This window comes from Arthrobacter sp. Dra40, from assembly GCF_059091905.1.
Genome location: NZ_JBNHHB010000003.1, coordinates 1 through 17093, shown reverse-complemented (window position 1 = coordinate 17093; position 17093 = coordinate 1). Strand labels below are relative to the sequence as shown.

The following is a 17093-nucleotide window of genomic DNA, read 5'->3' as shown; positions in this document are numbered from 1 at the left end:
CGGAATCACCCCCTGTACCCGGTGATCTCGAAGCCAGGCGGTGATCTCGGCGCTAGGGGGGAAGGCGCCAGCGGGAGATCTCTGCGCCAGCGGGAGATCTCGGCGCTAGAGGAAGGTCTCGGCGCGGCGGGGTGCTCTAGTAGCCAAGGAGTCTCCCGAACAACGCACGCCACCGGCGCCAACGGACGAGCTCACTCGGAGCCGCCGCGGTGCTGGATAATTGACCGCATGGAGTTCCGCGATCCGCCCCACGCCGCCACGCAACCCGCCCGTCGCAAGGTGGTGCTGCTGGGCTCCACCGGGTCGATCGGTACGCAGGGCATCGACGTGGTGGACGCGGCCCCGGAACGCTTCGAGGTCACGGCGCTCGCCGCCGGCGGCAACCTGGAACTGGCGGCCCGGCAGGCTGTCCACACCCGGGCGCAGGCCGTCGGCGCCGCCGCCGGAACGGTGGATGACCTGGCGACGGCCATCAAGACGGCAGCGGCGGACGCAGGAGTCTCCGGCTACTCGCCGGAGCTCTTTGCCGGGCCCGACGCCGCGGCGAGGATCGCCGCCTGGCAGGACGCCGACGTCGTGCTTAATGGCATTACCGGGTCCATCGGCCTGGCGCCGACGCTGGCGGCGCTCGGAGCCGGGCACGTGCTGGCCCTGGCGAACAAGGAGTCCCTGATTGCGGGCGGTCCGCTGGTCAGGGAGGCGGCGCGGCCGGGGCAGATCGTGCCGGTGGATTCGGAACATTCGGCGCTTGCCCAGGCGCTGCGCTCGGGCACGGCGGGCGAGGTGGACCGGCTGATCGTGACCGCTTCCGGAGGCCCGTTCCGCGGCTTCAGCAAGGAGCAGTTGCGCGGCGTCACCCCGGCGCAGGCACTGGCCCACCCCACCTGGGACATGGGCCGGATGGTCACCACCAACTCGGCAACCATGGTCAACAAGGCGCTGGAAGTCATCGAGGCGCACCTGCTCTTCGACGTCCCGCTGGACAGGATCGATGTGGTGGTGCACCCGCAGTCCGTGGTGCATTCGATGGTGCAGTTCACCGACGGATCCACCATTGCGCAGGCCTCGCCGCCGGACATGCGGCTGCCGATTGCGCTCGGCATGGCCTGGCCGGAGCGGGTGCCGGGTGCGGCGCGGCCCTGCGATTGGAGCCAAGCCACCAGCTGGACCTTTGAGCCGCTGGATGAAGAGGTGTTCGGCGCGGTGCGGCTGGCCAAGGAGGCGGCTGCCCGCGGCGGCACCTTCATGGCCGTCTACAACGCGGCCAATGAAGAGGCCGTGGATGCCTTCCACGAGGGCCGGATCCGCTTCGACCAGATCGTGCAGACGGTCGCGGACGTGGTGGAAGAGCACACGCCGTCCGGCGAACCGACCGTGGCCACGGTGCTGGCCGCAGAAGATTGGGCACGCTCGCGGGCCCACGAACGTTTGGCTATGTTGTGACCATTCTGCTTTTCCTTCTCGGCGTCCTCTTCGTGGCCGTCGGCATCGCCGTGTCCATCGCCCTGCACGAGGTGGGCCACCTGCTGCCCGCCAAGCTGTTCAAGGTGCGGGTGACCCAGTACATGGTCGGCTTCGGCAAGACCCTTTTTTCCCGACGGCGGGGCGAGACCGAGTACGGGGTCAAGGCCATCCCGCTGGGCGGCTACGTCTCGATGATCGGCATGTACCCGCCGGCCAAGGACGGCCACGACGGCGCCGGCGCCGTCCGGCGGTCCAGCACCGGCATGTTCCAGCAACTGGCCAACGACGCCCGGCAGGCGGAAGCGGAGCGGCTGCAGCCCGGCGACGAGACCCGGATGTTCTACAAGCTGCCGGTCTACAAACGCATCATCATCATGCTGGGCGGCCCGTTCGTGAACTTGGTCATCGGCACGGTGCTGATCGGCATTGTGCTGGTGGGTTTCGGCACCGCGCAGGCCACCACCACCATTTCGCAGGTCAACAAGTGCGTGGTCCCGGCGTCGCAAGCCGCCGAAACCGGGCAGACCGACTGCCTGCCCAGCGACCCCGAGGCCCCGGCCACGGCGGCCGGCATCCGGCCCGGCGATACCGTCACCGCCTTCGCCGGGAAACCGGTCACCGACTGGACCCAGCTGACCGCTTGGATCCGGGAGGCCGCGGGGGAGAAGACGCCCATCACGCTGCTGCGCGACGGCAAGGAAATCCAGACGAGCATCACCCCGATCCTCACCGAACGCCCGGTGTACGACGACGCCGGACAGCCGGTGCTGGACGGCCAGGGCGAGCCGGTGACCGAACAGGCCGGCTTCGTCGGCATGGGTGCCGTCACGGCATTGGTGCCGCGGCCAGCCACCGAGGTGCTTCCGGCGGTGGGGGAGAACCTGCAGGCGATCACCGGCGTGGTGCTGCATCTTCCGCAGCGGCTGGCCGACGTGGCCGAAGCCGCCTTCAGCGATGCTCCCCGCGACCCGAACGGGCCAATGAGCGTGGTGGGCGTGGGCCGGATTGCCGGCGAGATCAGCTCGATGCATGAAATTCCGTTCGAGGCGCGGGCCGCCACCCTGATCGGACTGGTCGGCTCGGTCAACCTGGCCCTGTTCGTGTTCAACCTGATCCCGCTGCTGCCGCTGGACGGTGGCCACGTGGCCGGCGCGCTCTGGGAAGCCGTGCGCCGGGGCGTGGCCAAGTTGTTCCGCCGCCCGGATCCGGGACCGGTGGACATTGCCAAGCTGCTGCCGCTGACCTACGTGGTGGCGGTGGTGATGATGGGCATGGGCGCGCTGCTGATCTACGCGGACATCGTCAAACCGGTCAATATCTTCGGTTGACGCCTGCACGGCAACCACCGGGCTGAGGACGCGCCGTCATGCTGACCCGCCGAACGCTGCCCTGCTGAACGACGACGGCGATTGCCGCCCCGGCCGCGTGGCGCGCCGTCATGGGGCTGGGGTGGCCGGGCAGCCGTGGTTAGACTGGCCCGAACCGGCGAAGGGAGCCACACTCCGTGAGCGCAGCACAGCGGACAGTCCGTACCGAACCGAGCCACCGGTCCGCCATCCGGTCGGCCAAGGCGCACGGCCGAACACGGGTCGGGGCCGGCGTCGCCGGAGCACTGGCAGTGGCCGTGGCCCTGGCGGGCTGCACCGTTCCGGACGCAGCACCGGGGTCGGGCTCGCCAGCCGCGTCGAGCGCTGCTGCCCCGGGCCGGGTGCAGTTGAACACGGCAGCAGCCGAACCTCAGGTCATTCCTGGCTCCGATGCGCAAGCCTCACTGGCCGCCAGCCAGGCGTTGTTCGCTTCCAGTCCGGTGGCGTTCGTGGCCGCGGCGGACGATGCCAAGGCGGTAGCTGCCGCAGAGGCCGAGTCGGTGCCGCTGGGCGTGCCACTGCTGCTGGCCGGCGAGGGCCTGGAAAGCGAGTTGGAGCGGCTTGGCGTGCGCCAGGTCAAGGTCTTTGGGCAGCCGCCGGCGGATCCCGCCGCCAACCCCAGCAGTGCGGCGGATGACGCTGCCGCCAGCTCGCCGGACGGCGATTCCTCCACCTCCGGCGCCGCCTCAGCCTCCGCTTCCGGCTCCACCTCCGCCGCAGCTGCCGGGTCCGGTACCGGTTCCGACGGCGGCATCACCGGGTGGGCCGCCCTGCTGCCGGGTGTTGAGGTCCTGCCGCCGGACGGAGAACTCAACCTGCCCGACGGCGCGGCGGAGCCAGCGGCCGCCTCGGTGCTGATCGATCGGGACGGCGAGCAGGACTATCCGGCCACGCTGGCGGTAGCAGAGGCGGCCGGCGCCCGCGTCTTCGAGGACCCGAAAGCGGATCCGCGGCAGAGCAGCGCGACCATCGATTTCCTCCGCGCAGAGCCGGATCGTCGGGTGCTCGGCATCGGCAAAGCTTTCGGGAACAATGACACGTTTGGCCGCCGGGTCCAGGCGGCGTTGGAAGTGCCGGAACTACCAGGCGGGGGCCAACTAGTGTTCCCCTCGCGGCGGATGGTGGCGCTGTACGGACATCCCGCGGGACCCGCCCTCGGCGCGCTCGGCGAACAAGGCATCAAGGAGTCCGTCCAGCGCGCCAAGAAACTGGCCAAGCGCTACCAGCCGCACAGCAAGGAACCGGTGGTTCCGGCGTTCGAAATCATCGCCACGATCGCCTCTTCGTCGGCCGGCAAGGACGGCGACTATTCGGCGGAGACGGATGTGGACGAACTGCGCCCCTGGATCGATGCCGCCGGCAAAGCAGGGGTGTACGTGGTGCTGGACCTGCAGCCCGGGCGATCGGACTTCCTGGCCCAGGCCAAGTTGTATGCGGACCTGCTGAAGGAACCGCATGTGGGACTCGCGCTGGATCCGGAATGGCGGCTGGGCAAGGGGGAGCGGCACATGGAGCAGATCGGATCGGTCAGCGCCGCCGAGATCAACAAGGTCAGCGACTGGCTGGCGGAGCTGACCCGGAAAAACTCGCTTCCCCAGAAGGTGCTGATCCTGCACCAGTTCCAGTACCAGATGATCTCGGACCGGCAGAAGCTGGAGACCGGACACCCGGAACTGGCCATGGTGCTGCACGCCGACGGCCATGGCAATCCCGGCCAAAAGATGGAGACCTGGCGGGCGCTCCGCCATGACCTGCCGAAGAATATCCGGATGGGCTGGAAGAACTTCTACGACGAGGACACCCCAACGTTCAGCCCCGAGCGCACCTACACCGAGGTGAAGCCGGCGCCCTGGTTCGTTTCCTATCAGTAACGTCCGCCATCCGGCGCCGGGTAAGGTGAAGGCCATGAGTGTTTTCGCCGTTGAATACGTGTATGCCCCCGATTCGGAGGCCGGCCGGGACGAGCACCGTCCGGCCCACCGCGCCTGGCTGGGAAGCTTCGTGGACCAGGGCCGCCTGCTGGCCTCGGGGCCCTATGCGGACGGCACCGGCGCGCTGCTGATCTTCACCGCCGAGAGCGAAAACAGCCTGCTCGATGAACTGAAGCAGGATCCGTTCAACGTCAACAACTTTGTCTCCGGACTGAAAATCACCGAATGGGCGCCCGTCACCGGCGCGTTCGCCGACTACGCATGATCCACACCACCCCCGCCGCATGTGCCATCGCCGTGCCGCGAGGGGGATAATGAAATCTGTTCAGCAACTGCCGACCGGCACATGGAGGACGTTTTGACCTCGGTCAATCTTGGAATGCCAGCTTCACCACCGCCTGTCCTGGCACCGCGCCGGAAGACCCGGCAGATCAAGGTCGGTTCGGTCGGGGTCGGCTCGGAATCGCCGATCAGCGTGCAGTCGATGACCACCACGCCGACCACTGACATCAATGCCACCCTGCAGCAGATCGCCGAACTGACGGCGTCGGGTTGTGACATCGTCCGGGTGGCGTGCCCCAGCGCCGATGACGCCGAGGCCCTGCCGATCATCGCGAAGAAGTCCCAGATCCCGGTGATCGCGGACATCCACTTCCAGCCCAAGTACGTCTTCGCCGCCATCGACGCCGGGTGCGCGGCGGTCCGGGTGAACCCGGGCAACATCCGCAAGTTCGATGACCAGGTCAAGGAAATCGCCGCCGCCGCCAAGGCCGCCGGCACCTCCATCCGGATCGGCATCAACGCGGGCTCACTGGACCCGCGGCTGATGGAAAAGTACGGCAAGGCCACCCCGGAGGCCCTGGTGGAGTCCGCCGTCTGGGAAGCCTCGCTGTTCGAAGAACACGACTTCCACGATTTCAAGATTTCGGTCAAGCACAACGACCCGGTAGTCATGGTCCGCGCGTACGAACTGCTGGCCGAACGCGGCGACTGGCCGCTGCACCTTGGCGTCACCGAGGCCGGCCCCGCGTTCCAGGGAACCATCAAGTCCGCCACCGCCTTCGGCGCGCTGCTCTCGCGGGGCATCGGCGACACCATCCGCGTGTCGCTGTCCGCCCCGCCGGTTGAAGAGATCAAGGTTGGCCTGCAGATCCTGCAGTCGCTGAACCTGCGCGAGCGCAAACTCGAGATTGTTTCCTGCCCGTCCTGCGGCCGCGCGCAGGTGGACGTGTACAAGCTGGCCGACGAGGTCACCGCCGGTCTCGAGGGCATGGAAGTGCCGTTGCGGGTCGCCGTCATGGGCTGTGTGGTCAACGGGCCGGGTGAAGCCCGCGAAGCCGATCTGGGCGTAGCTTCCGGAAACGGGAAAGGCCAGATTTTCGTGAAGGGCCAGGTCATCAAGACTGTTCCGGAAGACCAGATTGTTGAGACACTCATTGAAGAAGCAATGAGGATTGCCGAGGAAATGGGTGACTCCGATGGCGAAAATGCTGTCAAGGGTAGCCCCGTGGTTAACGTCAGCTAGCCGAGAGGCAGCGGGTGCGGCCGGTGCCGTGCCCGCCGATCCGTATGCCGGGATCCGGCCGCTGGAGCATGCGGACACCGAGTCGCTCTGGGAGCTGGTGCGCGCCGATCCGGTAGCCAACGTTTTTCTGGCTGCCCATCTGGAGTCCGCCGGAACCGCCGGCCCCACCCCGTCCGGGGCCCAGATTTTGGGGATGTACGACGGCGGTGCCCTCACCGGAGCCTGCTGGGCGGGGGTCAACGCGGTCCCGGTCGGGCTGGACGCCGAACAAGGCGCGCGGCTGGGCGCCCATCTGGCCGCCGGCAACCGCCGCATGTCCTCGATTTTCGGCCCGGCAGAAGGCGTGCTGGGCATCTGGTCTTCGTTCCGGCACGCGCATCCGCGGGCCTTCGACGTCCGCCCCAACCAGCCGTTGCTCGAACTGCGGGGCACCCCGGCCGTGCCCGCCGACCCGCAGGTGCGGTTCTCCACCGAGGACGATTTTGACGTGCTGGTGCCCGCCTGCGTGGCAATGTTCGAGGAAGAAGTCGGATACTCGCCGCTGACCGGAGGCGGCCAGCACTACCGCCAGCGCGTGGCCACCCTGATCCGGAAGGGCCACTCGCTCATCCGCCGGGACGGCCACGGGCAGGTGGTCTTCAAGGCAGAACTGGGCAACGTCAGCGCCGCCGCCGTGCAGATTCAAGGCGTCTGGGTGAACCCCGACTACCGCGGCCAGGGCCTGGCCGCCGGGTGCATGGCCGCAGTCGTCGAACTGTCGCGGAAATACGCCCCCGTCGCCAGCCTGTACGTCAATGACTACAACCACCGGGCGATGGCCGCCTACACATCGGTCGGTTTCCGGCAGGTCGGCACCTTCGCCACCGTGTTGTTCTAGACCGGGTTCCTGCCGCCACACCGCGTCAAGGATCCGCCGGCAGCTGCCTTACGGCCGCGGGCTGTCGCAAGCATGCGCACGGAGCCAGTAGATTAGAAGGCAGTTGTTTTCGCGGGCCGGCTGGCCCAAGCCTTGAGAAACGGATTCCTGCAGTGGTTCTTCGCCTGTCCAGCTTGTTCCTGCGCACCCTGCGCGATGACCCGGTCGACGCCGAGGTGGCCAGCCACAAGCTGCTGGTGCGCGCCGGTTACATCCGCCGTGCCGCCCCCGGCATCTATTCCTGGCTGCCGCTGGGGTTGAAGGTGCTGGCCAAGGTGGAGGCGGTCGTCCGCGAGGAAATGAACGCCATCGGCGCCCAGGAGGTGCACTTCCCGGCGCTGCTGCCGCGCGAACCGTACGAGGCGACCAACCGCTGGACCGAATACGGTGAGGGTCTGTTCCGCCTGCAGGACCGCAAGGGCGCCGACTACCTGCTGGCACCGACGCACGAGGAAATGTTCACCCTGTTGGTCAAGGACCTGTACTCCTCGTACAAGGACCTGCCCGTCACCCTGTACCAAATCCAGAACAAGTACCGCGACGAGGCCCGGCCCCGCGCCGGCCTGCTGCGCGGCCGCGAGTTCATCATGAAGGATTCCTATTCCTTCGATATCGACGACGAGGGCCTGGACATCAGCTACGACGCGCACCGCCGCGCCTACCTGAGAATCTTCGAGCGGCTGGGCCTGGAAGTCGTCACCGTCAGGGCGACATCCGGCGCCATGGGAGGGTCCAAGAGCGAGGAGTTCCTGCATCCCACCGTGGTCGGTGAGGACACCTTCGTCCGTTCCCCGGGCGGTTACGCAGCCAACGTGGAGGCCGTCGCCACCGTGGCGCCGGAGCCGATCGACTATGCCGACGCACCGGCCGCCGAGGTCAAGGACACCCCGGACACGCCGACCATCGAGACCCTGGTGGCCGCGGCCAACCAGTTGGCCCCGCGCGCGGAGGGGGAGTGGACGGCCGCGGACACGTTGAAGAACGTGGTCCTGGCGGTCAAACTGCCCACCGGCGAGCGGACCATCGTGGTCATCGGGGTGCCCGGCGACCGCGCCGTCGATCTCAAGCGCGTTGAGGCGAACATCGGCTCCTTCCTGCCGATGGGTGGGGAAGTCGAGGTCGAGGCTGCCTCGGAGGACGACCTGAAGCAGCACCCCGGCTTGGTTAAGGGGTACATCGGTCCGGGCAACAGCGCGGACGCCCCGTTGCTGGGAACCGAGTCCGCCACCGGGCTGCTCTACCTGGTGGACCCCCGGGTGGTGTCGGGCTCGCGCTGGATCACCGGCGCGAACCTGGACGGCAAGCACGTGTTCGGGCTGGTCGCCGGCCGCGACTTCGGCTGGGACGGCATTATCGAGTCCGTCGAAGTCCGTGAAGGAGATCCGGCCCCCGACGGTTCCGGCCCGCTGGAGGCGGCCCGCGGTATCGAAATGGGCCACATCTTCCAGCTCGGCCGCAAGTACGCCGAGGCGCTGGGGCTGCAGGTGCTGGACCGCAACGGCAAACTGGCCACGGTGACGATGGGGTCCTATGGCGTCGGCGTCACCCGAGCGGTGGCGGCCCTGGCCGAGGCGAACCATGACGACAAGGGCCTGGTCTGGCCCCGCAACGTGGCCCCGGCACAGGTGCACATTGTCGCCACCGGTAAGGGCGAGGACATCTTCGAGGCGGCCAACAAGCTGGCCGAGGAGCTGTCCGAGGCCGGCGTCGAGGTCATCTACGACGACCGGCCCAAGGTGTCCCCGGGCGTGAAGTTCTCCGATGCCGAACTGATCGGCGTACCCACCATCGTGGTGGTCGGCCGAGGCTTGGCCGACGGCGTGGTCGAAGTAAAGGACCGGGCCACCGGCCAGGCCGAAAACGTGCCGGTGGGCATGGCGGCGATGCACTTGGTCGCCCTCGCCGGGAAGTGACGTCCGGACTCGAAGAACTGCAGCTGGCCACCCTCGCCCTCGTGGTGGTGGGTGGCTTTGCTGCGGGCTGGGTGGACGCCGTGGTGGGAGGCGGCGGCCTGATCCAGCTGCCGGTCCTGCTGCTGGTCCCGGGGATCAGCCCCGTCCAGGCGTTGGCCACCAACAAGATGGGGTCCATCTTCGGCACCACCACCAGCGCGGTCACGTATTACCGCAGGGCGCATCCCGACCTGAAAACGGCCCTTCCGATGGCGGGCGTAGCGCTGCTGGGCAGTTTCGGCGGCGCCATCGTGGCCACCGTCCTGCCGGCCGAGGTCTTCAAGCCGATCATCGTCGTGGCGCTGATTGCGGTGGCCGTCTTCACCGCGCTGCGACCGACGGCCGGGACCTTGACGCAGCTGCGGTACAAGGGCGCCCGGCACCTGGGTGCTGCCGCGGGAATCGGCCTGGTCATCGGTTTCTATGACGGCCTGATCGGGCCCGGCACCGGCTCATTCCTGATCATCGCGATGGTGGCGCTGCTCGGCTATAACTTCCTGGCCTCCAGCGCAAAAGCCAAGATCGTCAACATGGCGACCAACCTCGGCGCCTTGGCCTTTTTCCTGCCCAGCGGCGCGCTGCTGTGGGGACTCGGACTGGTGCTGGGCCTGGTGAACATGGCCGGGGGCTATGTCGGTGCCCGGATGGCCGTCACCCAGGGCAGCAAGTTCATCCGGGTGGTCTTCTTGTTCGTCGTCGCCGCGTTGATCCTCAAGCTCGGCTACGACGTGCTGCAGGAGAACGTGCTCGGCCGATAAGCAGCGGCAGCCCGGCGGCTCAGGCCGGTGCCGGCAAGGCGTGCGCCGCCGGCAGATCCGGCAGGGTGCTGCCGGCCAGCGTGGAGGCGACCCAGAGCGACCGCGCGGCGTCGCCGGTCGCGCGGTGCTGCAGGTAGTCCAGGGCATTATCCACTTCACGCGCCACGGCCCATTCCCGGGCGGTGTCCGGGTCCAGTCCGGCCGCCTTGGCCAGATCCACGCACCGGCTGTCGAGGTGGCGCCCGGGATCGGCGGCGGACAACTCTGGGATCCGGTTCCAGAGCATCGGCGCGACGGCGAATTCGGCTTCGCCGACCAGCGGCTTGGGGTCAATGGCGGCAAAACGGTCCGGGGAATCGAGGCGGGCCAGGATGTTCCCATAGTGCAGGTCGCTGTGCAGGAGTACGTCGCGGTCCTCGCGCCGGCCAACGCTGCCGCGGACCTGGCAGACTTCCAGGGCACACTCCATCAGCCAGGTCGGGAACGGCTTGCCCAGCTCCAGCCAGCGGGCCGGGAGAGTGTCTGTCCATTCTTCCGCCAAGGCCGACACCTGATCGAAGCTGGCTGCCGGGCTGGAAGCTCGAGGCCGCTGCAATTGCCGGACGAGTCCGCCCCAGATGCCGATGGTCTCATCCAGCGCCACTGTTGAGAGCGGCCGGCCGGCATCGAGGCGTTCCAACAACAGCACGAAGGGGCCGCGTTCGGCCAACAGCCGGACGGCGCCGCGTCCGTCCCAGAGCCGGAGGGCCATGGCTTCGCGGTCGGCCTCTGGATGCGGAAGGGTCAGCTTCAGGACGGCGGAAGAACCATCGGGCGCCAGCACGGGGAAGACTGCCGCCGTTTGGCCGAACCACGGACCGCCGGGCGCGGGCTGCAGGTTCCAGTCCCGCATGGCCTCGGCATGGAGGTCGTTGAAGCCCCGCAGCCATTCCCGGCCGGCAGCGGAACCGGCCGCGCTGCGGCGCAGTCCCGGGGGTAGGTCCACGTCGGCGTTCATGGGGCGGCGGAGGGAGCAGCCAGCAGTTCGTCGTCCAGTCCCGGTGCGGGCAGAACCACGCCGGTTGAGGCCGCCAGTTCCGTGGTGGCCTCGGCAAGGCCAGCCACCGCGTGTTCCCGGACCGTTCCGTCGCTGAGCGAGACCAGGTCGGCCAGTGGGGCGAGGGCGGCGCCCTCCGCATCCTGGAGTGCCGGCAGCGGGTCGCTGGCGAACTTGCTGCCCAGGGCATACACCGGTTCGGGCAACGGCAGGTCAAGGCACTCGGCCACCGCCAGCGATCGCCAGTGTTCCGCCAATGCGGTATGGGCGGCCAGCCGGGCAGCGGCAGCCCCACGTTCCGCGCCGGCCAGGCGCGGCAACGCCGTTTCATAGGCGTAGACCAAGCGTTCCTGGCTGAGTACGACGCGGGCAACAGCCTCCGCCGTCGTCGGCGCAGCGGGCGTTGCCGACCCGCTTTCACCATCCCCAGGGGCCGCCGCGGGACAACCGGCCGGCTCCAGCGGTATCTCCGGATCTTCCCATGGCTGGGCCACATCGGTTCCGCCGGGCAGCGTCTGCGCTTGGGCATAGAGGGCGGAACCGATCGACGCAAGCAGCCGGGCGAGTCCTGGATCGGCCTCTCGAGCGTCGGCGAGCAGGCCACCGGCCAGCTCGGCCAAGTCTTCCGCGCCGGGCTGCTGCGTCGCCGACGGTGCGCCAGAGTCTGCGGGAGAAGGATCTCCGGTGCTCCCCGCGGCAGCAGGGGAACCCGAGGGCCACGACGTGGTCAGCGTCAGCAGGTCGGCTTGGCTGTGGAGCAGGGCAGCGGTGGGGGAGTCGCCGTCGTCGTGCTCCTCAAAGGCAGCCGCCAGGCCCTCAATTCCCGCCAAGGCGTCCAGGCGTGCCTGCTCGGTGGTGCTCGGCGGTGGCGCGGAAGCGGTGATGCTCGCCACCACGGTGCCGGTGCTGACCACGATCGCCGCGGTGAGCACCAACAACGGCACCCGTCGCCATGCCCGGGATGGCGTGGATAGTCCGCCGTCCCGGCGCCTTGAAGTAGATCCCACAACTGACGATGATGTCACGGCTTTGGCTTCCGCTGCACGGCCGGGAGCGGCAGCTGGCGGCGGGAGGCCACCAGTCACGGTAAAGTCGCTAGTCTAGAAGTCAGACTCACCAGAACAGGGAGACAGCATGGCCCAGCGGCGCAATCACGGCGGCGTGCCCACTACCGGAGGGAAAACCGGTACCGACACGTTCGCGGAGGCCGCACGCCTGAAAGAGCTGCTGGAACAGGCCGTGGCATCCCACGGATTGTTCCTTGAGGACGTGGAGATCCGGGTTGCCGGAGCGCTCCGGACCATCCACGTCATCGTTGACCTGCCTGAGGACCAGACCGGCGGCGTCGGACTGGACGCTATCGCCGAAGTTTCACAGACTCTCTCCAAGACCCTGGACGAGGACCCGCAGGACGACGGCCGGCCCTACAGTCTGGAAGTCTCGTCGCCGGGCCTCAGCCGGCCGCTGACGCAGCCGCGCCATTGGCGCCGGAACGTGGGCAGACTGGTCAAGGTCAAGCTGGTAGCCGGTGACGACATCACCGGCCGCCTGCTGGAAGTCGGCGGCGACGGCGTGACCGTGCAGACGGAAGAAGCACCGAAAAAGGGCATGAAGCCCCGCCCCGGGGAACCGGTCCAGGTGAAATTCGCGAACATCCGCTCCGCCAAGGTGGAAGTGGAGTTTGCGCGGTTGGACGAAGAATTGGCTGGCGAGGCCGACGGCGAGCTGGCGAACGAGGAGGAGGCCTGAGATGGATATCGATATGAGCGCCCTGCGGCTGCTTGAGCGCGAACGCGAAATTCCGCTGGACCTGCTGATCCCCACGATCGAGCAGGCCCTGCTGGTGGCCTATCACAAGTCCCCGGGGTCGATCGAGCGGGCCCGTGCCGAGTTGGACCGGAAGAGCGGACACGTCACCATCTGGGCCGCAGAGCTGGACGACGACGGCACCGTGGTCGGTGAATTCGACGACACGCCCAGTGGTTTCGGCCGGATCGCCGCCAGCACAGCGCGGCAAATCATCCTGCAACGTCTGCGCGACGCCGAAGACGACAACGTCCTGGGCGCTTTCCGCGGCAAGGAGGGCGAACTGGTCTCCGGTTTGATCCAGCAGGGCCACAACCCCCACATGGTCCAGGTGGACCTTGGCACAGTCGAAGCACTCCTGCCGCCGCCCGAACAGGTGCCGGGAGAGAGCTACCTGCACGGCACCCGCCTGCGTGCGTACGTGGTGGATGTTCACCGCGGCATGAAGGGCCCGTCGATCACGCTGTCCCGTTCGCACCCCGGCTTGGTACGCAAGCTCTTCGAACTTGAAGTACCGGAGATCGCGGACAAGAGCGTGGAGATTGTTGCCCTCGCCCGCGAGGCCGGACACCGGACCAAGATCGCCGTCAAGGCCAATGTGCCGGGGCTGAATGCCAAGGGTGCCTGCATCGGCGAAATGGGTTCCCGCGTGCGGGCCGTGATGACCGAGCTGCACGACGAAAAGATCGACATTGTGGACTTCAGCGAGGATCCGGCGACGTTCATCGCCAGCGCGCTGTCGCCGTCGCGCGTCAGCTCGGTGACCATTACGGATGCCGAGAGCCGTTCCGCACGCGTTGTGGTGCCGGACTACCAACTCTCCCTGGCCATCGGCAAGGAAGGGCAGAACGCCCGGCTTGCCGCTAAACTGACGGGCTGGCGGATCGACATCGTGTCGGACGCTGCCACCGCAGAACAACGGCGGTAGAAGCCAAGACCAACCAGGCCACGCGCCTGAAACACGCCCGGTTCGTTGGCCGGGCACTGGAAGCGGTAGAATATCCATGGCCGGGTTTCCCGACAGTCACAAACCCATGCAGGCGCGTGCCCACGAGGCCGTGCCGCCGAAGCGGACCTGCATAGGCTGCCGGCGCCGGGAAGACCAGGCCATTCTGCTGCGGCTGGCAGTCGAGGAAATCGGTGGTGTTGCCACCGTCGTCGTCGATCCTGTTCGCCGCAGGCCCGGACGCGGTGCCTGGATGCACCGCGAACCGGAATGTGTGGAGCTGGCAGTCAAACGGCGTGCCTTCGGCAGGGCCTTCCGGGCCAATGTCGACAGCAGTGCCGTTGTGGATCAGCTCCGTGCTCACGACGAGGCCGCCACCACGGCCGGCCCTCGTCACCCCAACCGTCCAACCTGAAAGCGGGTCAGAAAACTGATGGAAACCCGATGAGTGCCAAGTGATGAGTACTTCATTGTGCTCTGCCCGCGGTATTTCAGCCGATTCTGCTGAAAGCCGCAGCAAGAAATAGACGGTTCGTGCCCGGCAGCCCTGCCTCGTGCGGACCGAGACAGGAGAAATGTGGCCAAGGTCCGCGTACACGAGCTGGCAAAAGAGCTCGGTATTACCTCGAAAGACGCAGTGTCCAAACTGCAGGAACTGGGCGAATTCGTCCGTTCCGCCTCATCCACCATTGAGGCCCCCGTCGTGAAGAAGCTTCGCGACGCCTTCCCCGCTGCCGCTCCGAAGAGTGAGCCGGCAGCCCCCAAGGCAGCACCCAAACCCGGCGCGAAGCCCGCTGCGAAGGCAGCACCGGAAGCCCCGGCAACGCCGGCTCCGGCAGCACCTGCACCCGCAGCACCGGCTCCGGCTGCCCCCGCAGCACCGGCTCCGGCTGCCCCCGCAGCACCGGCTCCGGCAGCAGAATCGGCCAAGCCGGCTCCGGCAGCTCCTGCTGCCGCAGCGGCTGAAGCTCCGGCGCCGGCTGAAGCTCCGGCAGCAAAGCCCGCCTCTGCCGCTCCGCGTCCCGGCGGCCCCGCCGCTGCGCGTCCGGGTGCTCCGCGTCCCGGCGGCCCGCGCCCGGGCAACAATCCCTTCGCCACCTCGCAGGGCATGCCCCGCGGCCGTGGCGGCGACCGGGATGCCGAGCGCGCACCGCGTCCAGGCAACAACCCGTTTGCCACCTCGCAGGGCATGCCGCGTCCGGGTGGGCCGCGTCCTGCCGCAGGCCAGGGCGGTCCGCGTCCGGCTGCGCCCCGTCCCGGCGGCGCCGCACCTCGTCCGGGTGCACCGCGTCCGGGCGCACCCCGCCCGGGTGCTCCGCGTCCCGGTGGTGGACCCGGTGGTGCCCGTCCGACTCCCGGCATGATGCCTAACCGCACCGAGCGCCCGGCCCCGGCCGGCCGCGGTGGTGCTCCCGGCCGTCCGGGTGCCCCGGGCAGCGCCCCGGGCCGTCCGGGTGCCGGTGGAGCGCCGGCCGGCGGTGGCTTCGGCAAGGGAGGCCGCGGTCGCGGCGGTACCCAGGGTGCCTTCGGCAAGGGAGGCGCCGGGCGCGGCAAGCAGCGCAAGTCGAAGCGCGCCAAGCGCCAGGAATTGGAGCAGATGAGCGCACCGTCGCTGGGCGGTGTCTCGGTACCCCGCGGCGACGGCAGCACCGTTGTCCGGTTGCGCCGCGGCTCCTCGATCACCGATTTCGCCGACAAGATCGAGGCGAATCCGGCAGCGCTGGTCACCGTGCTCTTCCACCTGGGCGAGATGGCCACGGCCACCCAGTCCTTGGACGAAGACACCTTCGAACTGCTGGGCGTGGAACTGGGCTACAAGATCCAGGTTGTCTCCCCGGAGGACGAAGAGCGCGAACTGCTTGACTCGTTCGACATCGACCTCGACGCAGAGCTTGAGGCCGAGGGCGAAGATGATCTGGAGAAGCGCCCGGCCGTTGTTACGGTCATGGGCCACGTCGACCACGGTAAGACCCGCCTGCTGGACGCCATCCGCAACACCCAGGTGGGCGAAGGCGAGCACGGCGGCATCACCCAGCACATCGGTGCCTACCAGATCGACTTCCAGCACGATGACCGTGAGCGCAAGATCACCTTCATCGACACCCCGGGCCACGAGGCGTTCACCGCCATGCGTGCCCGCGGCGCGAAGGTCACCGACATCGCCATCCTGGTGGTGGCCGCGGACGACGGCGTCATGCCGCAGACCGTTGAAGCCCTGAACCACGCGCAGGCGGCCGGCGTGCCGATCGTCGTCGCGGTGAACAAGATCGACAAGGACGGCGCCAACCCGGAGAAGATCCGTGGCCAGCTGACCGAGTACGGACTGGTTCCGGAGGAATACGGTGGCGACACCATGTTCGTCGACGTGTCGGCCCGCGAGAGCCTGCACATTGACGACCTGCTCTCGGCCGTGCTGCTGACCGCGGATGCCGCCCTGGACCTCCGGGCCAACCCGAACAAGGACGCCCGCGGTATCGCGATCGAGGCGAACCTGGACAAGGGCCGCGGCGCGGTGGCAACCGTGCTGGTCCAGTCCGGAACGCTGCGGGTGGGCGACGCGATCGTTGCCGGCAGCGCCCACGGCCGTGTGCGCGCCATGTTCGACGAGGACGGTGCATCGGTCACCGATGCCGAGCCGTCGCGTCCGGTCCAGGTGCTGGGCCTGTCCACGGTGCCGCGCGCCGGCGACACCTTCTTGGTGACCGACGACGAGCGCACCGCCCGCCAGATCGCCGAGAAGCGTGAAGCCGCGGACCGCAACGCTGCGCTGGCCAAGCGCCGCAAGCGCATCAGCCTGGAGGACTTCGACAAGGCTGTGGCCGAGGGCAAGGTCGATACCCTCAACCTCATCCTCAAGGGCGACGTGTCCGGTGCCGTGGAGGCCCTGGAAGACTCGCTGCTCAAGATCGATGTGGGCGAGGATGTCCAGCTGCGGGTTATCCACCGCGGTGTCGGCGCGATCACGCAGAACGACGTCAACCTGGCGACGGTGGACAACGCCATCATCATCGGCTTCAACGTCAAGCCCGCCGAGCGGGTGGCCGAACTGGCCGAGCGTGAAGGCGTGGACATGCGCTTCTACTCGGTCATCTACGCGGCCATCGATGACATCGAGCTGGCGCTCAAGGGCATGCTGAAGCCGGAGTACGAAGAGGCGCAGCTCGGCACCGCCGAGATCCGCGAGATCTTCCGTTCCTCCAAGTTCGGAAACATCGCCGGCTCCATCGTCCGCTCGGGCACCATCCGCCGTAACTCCAAGGCGCGAGTCACCCGCGATGGCAAGGTCATCGGTGACAACCTCACCGTCGATTCGCTCAAGCGGTTCAAGGACGACGCGACCGAGGTCCGCGAAGGATTCGAATGTGGTATCGGACTTGGGTCGTTCAACGACC

The 17093-nt window shown here is 68.1% G+C and carries 14 protein-coding genes; 12 read left to right on the top strand and 2 right to left on the bottom strand.

Annotated elements, in window-relative coordinates:
• Positions 1-228 precede the first annotated feature (228 nt).
• From dxr to AC5RWT_RS02460, 8 genes are all read left to right on the top strand, one after another.
• On the top strand, positions 229-1443 hold the full coding sequence (dxr, locus tag AC5RWT_RS02495; protein ID WP_494079004.1) for a 1-deoxy-D-xylulose-5-phosphate reductoisomerase: 1215 nt from the start codon (positions 229-231) through the stop codon (positions 1441-1443).
• Entirely contained in the window at positions 1440-2792 is a 1353-nt protein-coding gene (locus tag AC5RWT_RS02490) for a M50 family metallopeptidase (protein WP_494044797.1), read from the top strand. Before dxr ends, AC5RWT_RS02490 begins: the two co-directional genes overlap by 4 nt.
• A 176-nt stretch (positions 2793-2968) precedes the next feature.
• Positions 2969-4702 (top strand): hypothetical protein, encoded by a 1734-nt coding sequence (locus AC5RWT_RS02485; RefSeq protein ID WP_494079003.1) that lies wholly within the window; start codon positions 2969-2971, stop codon positions 4700-4702.
• Between the two features lie 34 nt (positions 4703-4736).
• A complete protein-coding gene (locus AC5RWT_RS02480) occupies positions 4737-5027 on the top strand; it encodes a YciI family protein (protein ID WP_494044799.1) in 291 nt (96 codons plus the stop codon).
• A 93-nt stretch (positions 5028-5120) separates the two neighbouring features.
• Complete coding sequence (gene ispG, locus AC5RWT_RS02475; protein ID WP_494079002.1) at positions 5121-6287, top strand: flavodoxin-dependent (E)-4-hydroxy-3-methylbut-2-enyl-diphosphate synthase; 1167 nt, start codon at positions 5121-5123, stop codon at positions 6285-6287.
• A 28-nt stretch (positions 6288-6315) separates the two neighbouring features.
• Positions 6316-7164 (top strand): GNAT family N-acetyltransferase, encoded by an 849-nt coding sequence (locus tag AC5RWT_RS02470; RefSeq protein WP_494044801.1) that lies wholly within the window; start codon positions 6316-6318, stop codon positions 7162-7164.
• Positions 7165-7316: 152 nt separating this feature from the next.
• Positions 7317-9116, top strand: coding sequence for a proline--tRNA ligase (locus tag AC5RWT_RS02465; RefSeq protein ID WP_494079001.1), 1800 nt, complete (start codon positions 7317-7319; stop codon positions 9114-9116).
• Positions 9113-9913: a sulfite exporter TauE/SafE family protein gene (locus tag AC5RWT_RS02460; protein ID WP_494079000.1), complete on the top strand. Its 801-nt coding sequence runs from the start codon at positions 9113-9115 to the stop codon at positions 9911-9913. Before AC5RWT_RS02465 ends, AC5RWT_RS02460 begins: the two co-directional genes overlap by 4 nt.
• A gap of 19 nt (positions 9914-9932) precedes the next feature.
• On the opposite strand, the gene AC5RWT_RS02455 is transcribed toward AC5RWT_RS02460, so the two are convergent.
• Both AC5RWT_RS02455 and AC5RWT_RS02450 read right to left on the bottom strand, forming a co-directional pair.
• Positions 9933-10898 (bottom strand): aminoglycoside phosphotransferase family protein, encoded by a 966-nt coding sequence (locus AC5RWT_RS02455; protein WP_494078999.1) that lies wholly within the window; start codon positions 10896-10898, stop codon positions 9933-9935.
• A gap of 8 nt (positions 10899-10906) precedes the next feature.
• Complete coding sequence (locus tag AC5RWT_RS02450; RefSeq protein ID WP_494078998.1) at positions 10907-11893, bottom strand: DUF4439 domain-containing protein; 987 nt, start codon at positions 11891-11893, stop codon at positions 10907-10909.
• Between the two features lie 190 nt (positions 11894-12083).
• Here AC5RWT_RS02450 and rimP point away from each other — a divergent pair, with 190 nt between their 5' ends.
• The 4 genes from rimP to infB form a co-directional block, all read left to right on the top strand.
• The gene (rimP, locus tag AC5RWT_RS02445; RefSeq protein ID WP_494078997.1) at positions 12084-12698 is read left to right on the top strand and encodes a ribosome maturation factor RimP; all 615 of its coding nucleotides are present in this window, start codon (positions 12084-12086) and stop codon (positions 12696-12698) included.
• A gap of 1 nt (position 12699) precedes the next feature.
• Positions 12700-13683 (top strand): transcription termination factor NusA, encoded by a 984-nt coding sequence (nusA, locus tag AC5RWT_RS02440; protein ID WP_493939729.1) that lies wholly within the window; start codon positions 12700-12702, stop codon positions 13681-13683.
• 76 nt (positions 13684-13759) lie between these two features.
• Positions 13760-14116 (top strand): YlxR family protein, encoded by a 357-nt coding sequence (locus tag AC5RWT_RS02435; RefSeq protein ID WP_494078996.1) that lies wholly within the window; start codon positions 13760-13762, stop codon positions 14114-14116.
• 162 nt (positions 14117-14278) lie between these two features.
• The coding region (gene infB / locus AC5RWT_RS02430) for a translation initiation factor IF-2 (protein WP_494078995.1) at positions 14279-17093 on the top strand (2815 nt) is incomplete at its 3' end.

Coding starts and splice junctions, on each gene's coding strand:
- nusA (WP_493939729.1), top strand. CDS start 12,700: ATGGATATCGATATGAGCGCCCTGCGGCTGCTTGAGCGCGAACGCGAA.
- rimP (WP_494078997.1), top strand. CDS start 12,084: ATGGCCCAGCGGCGCAATCACGGCGGCGTGCCCACTACCGGAGGGAAA.
- AC5RWT_RS02480 (WP_494044799.1), top strand. CDS start 4,737: ATGAGTGTTTTCGCCGTTGAATACGTGTATGCCCCCGATTCGGAGGCC.
- AC5RWT_RS02435 (WP_494078996.1), top strand. CDS start 13,760: ATGGCCGGGTTTCCCGACAGTCACAAACCCATGCAGGCGCGTGCCCAC.
- dxr (WP_494079004.1), top strand. CDS start 229: ATGGAGTTCCGCGATCCGCCCCACGCCGCCACGCAACCCGCCCGTCGC.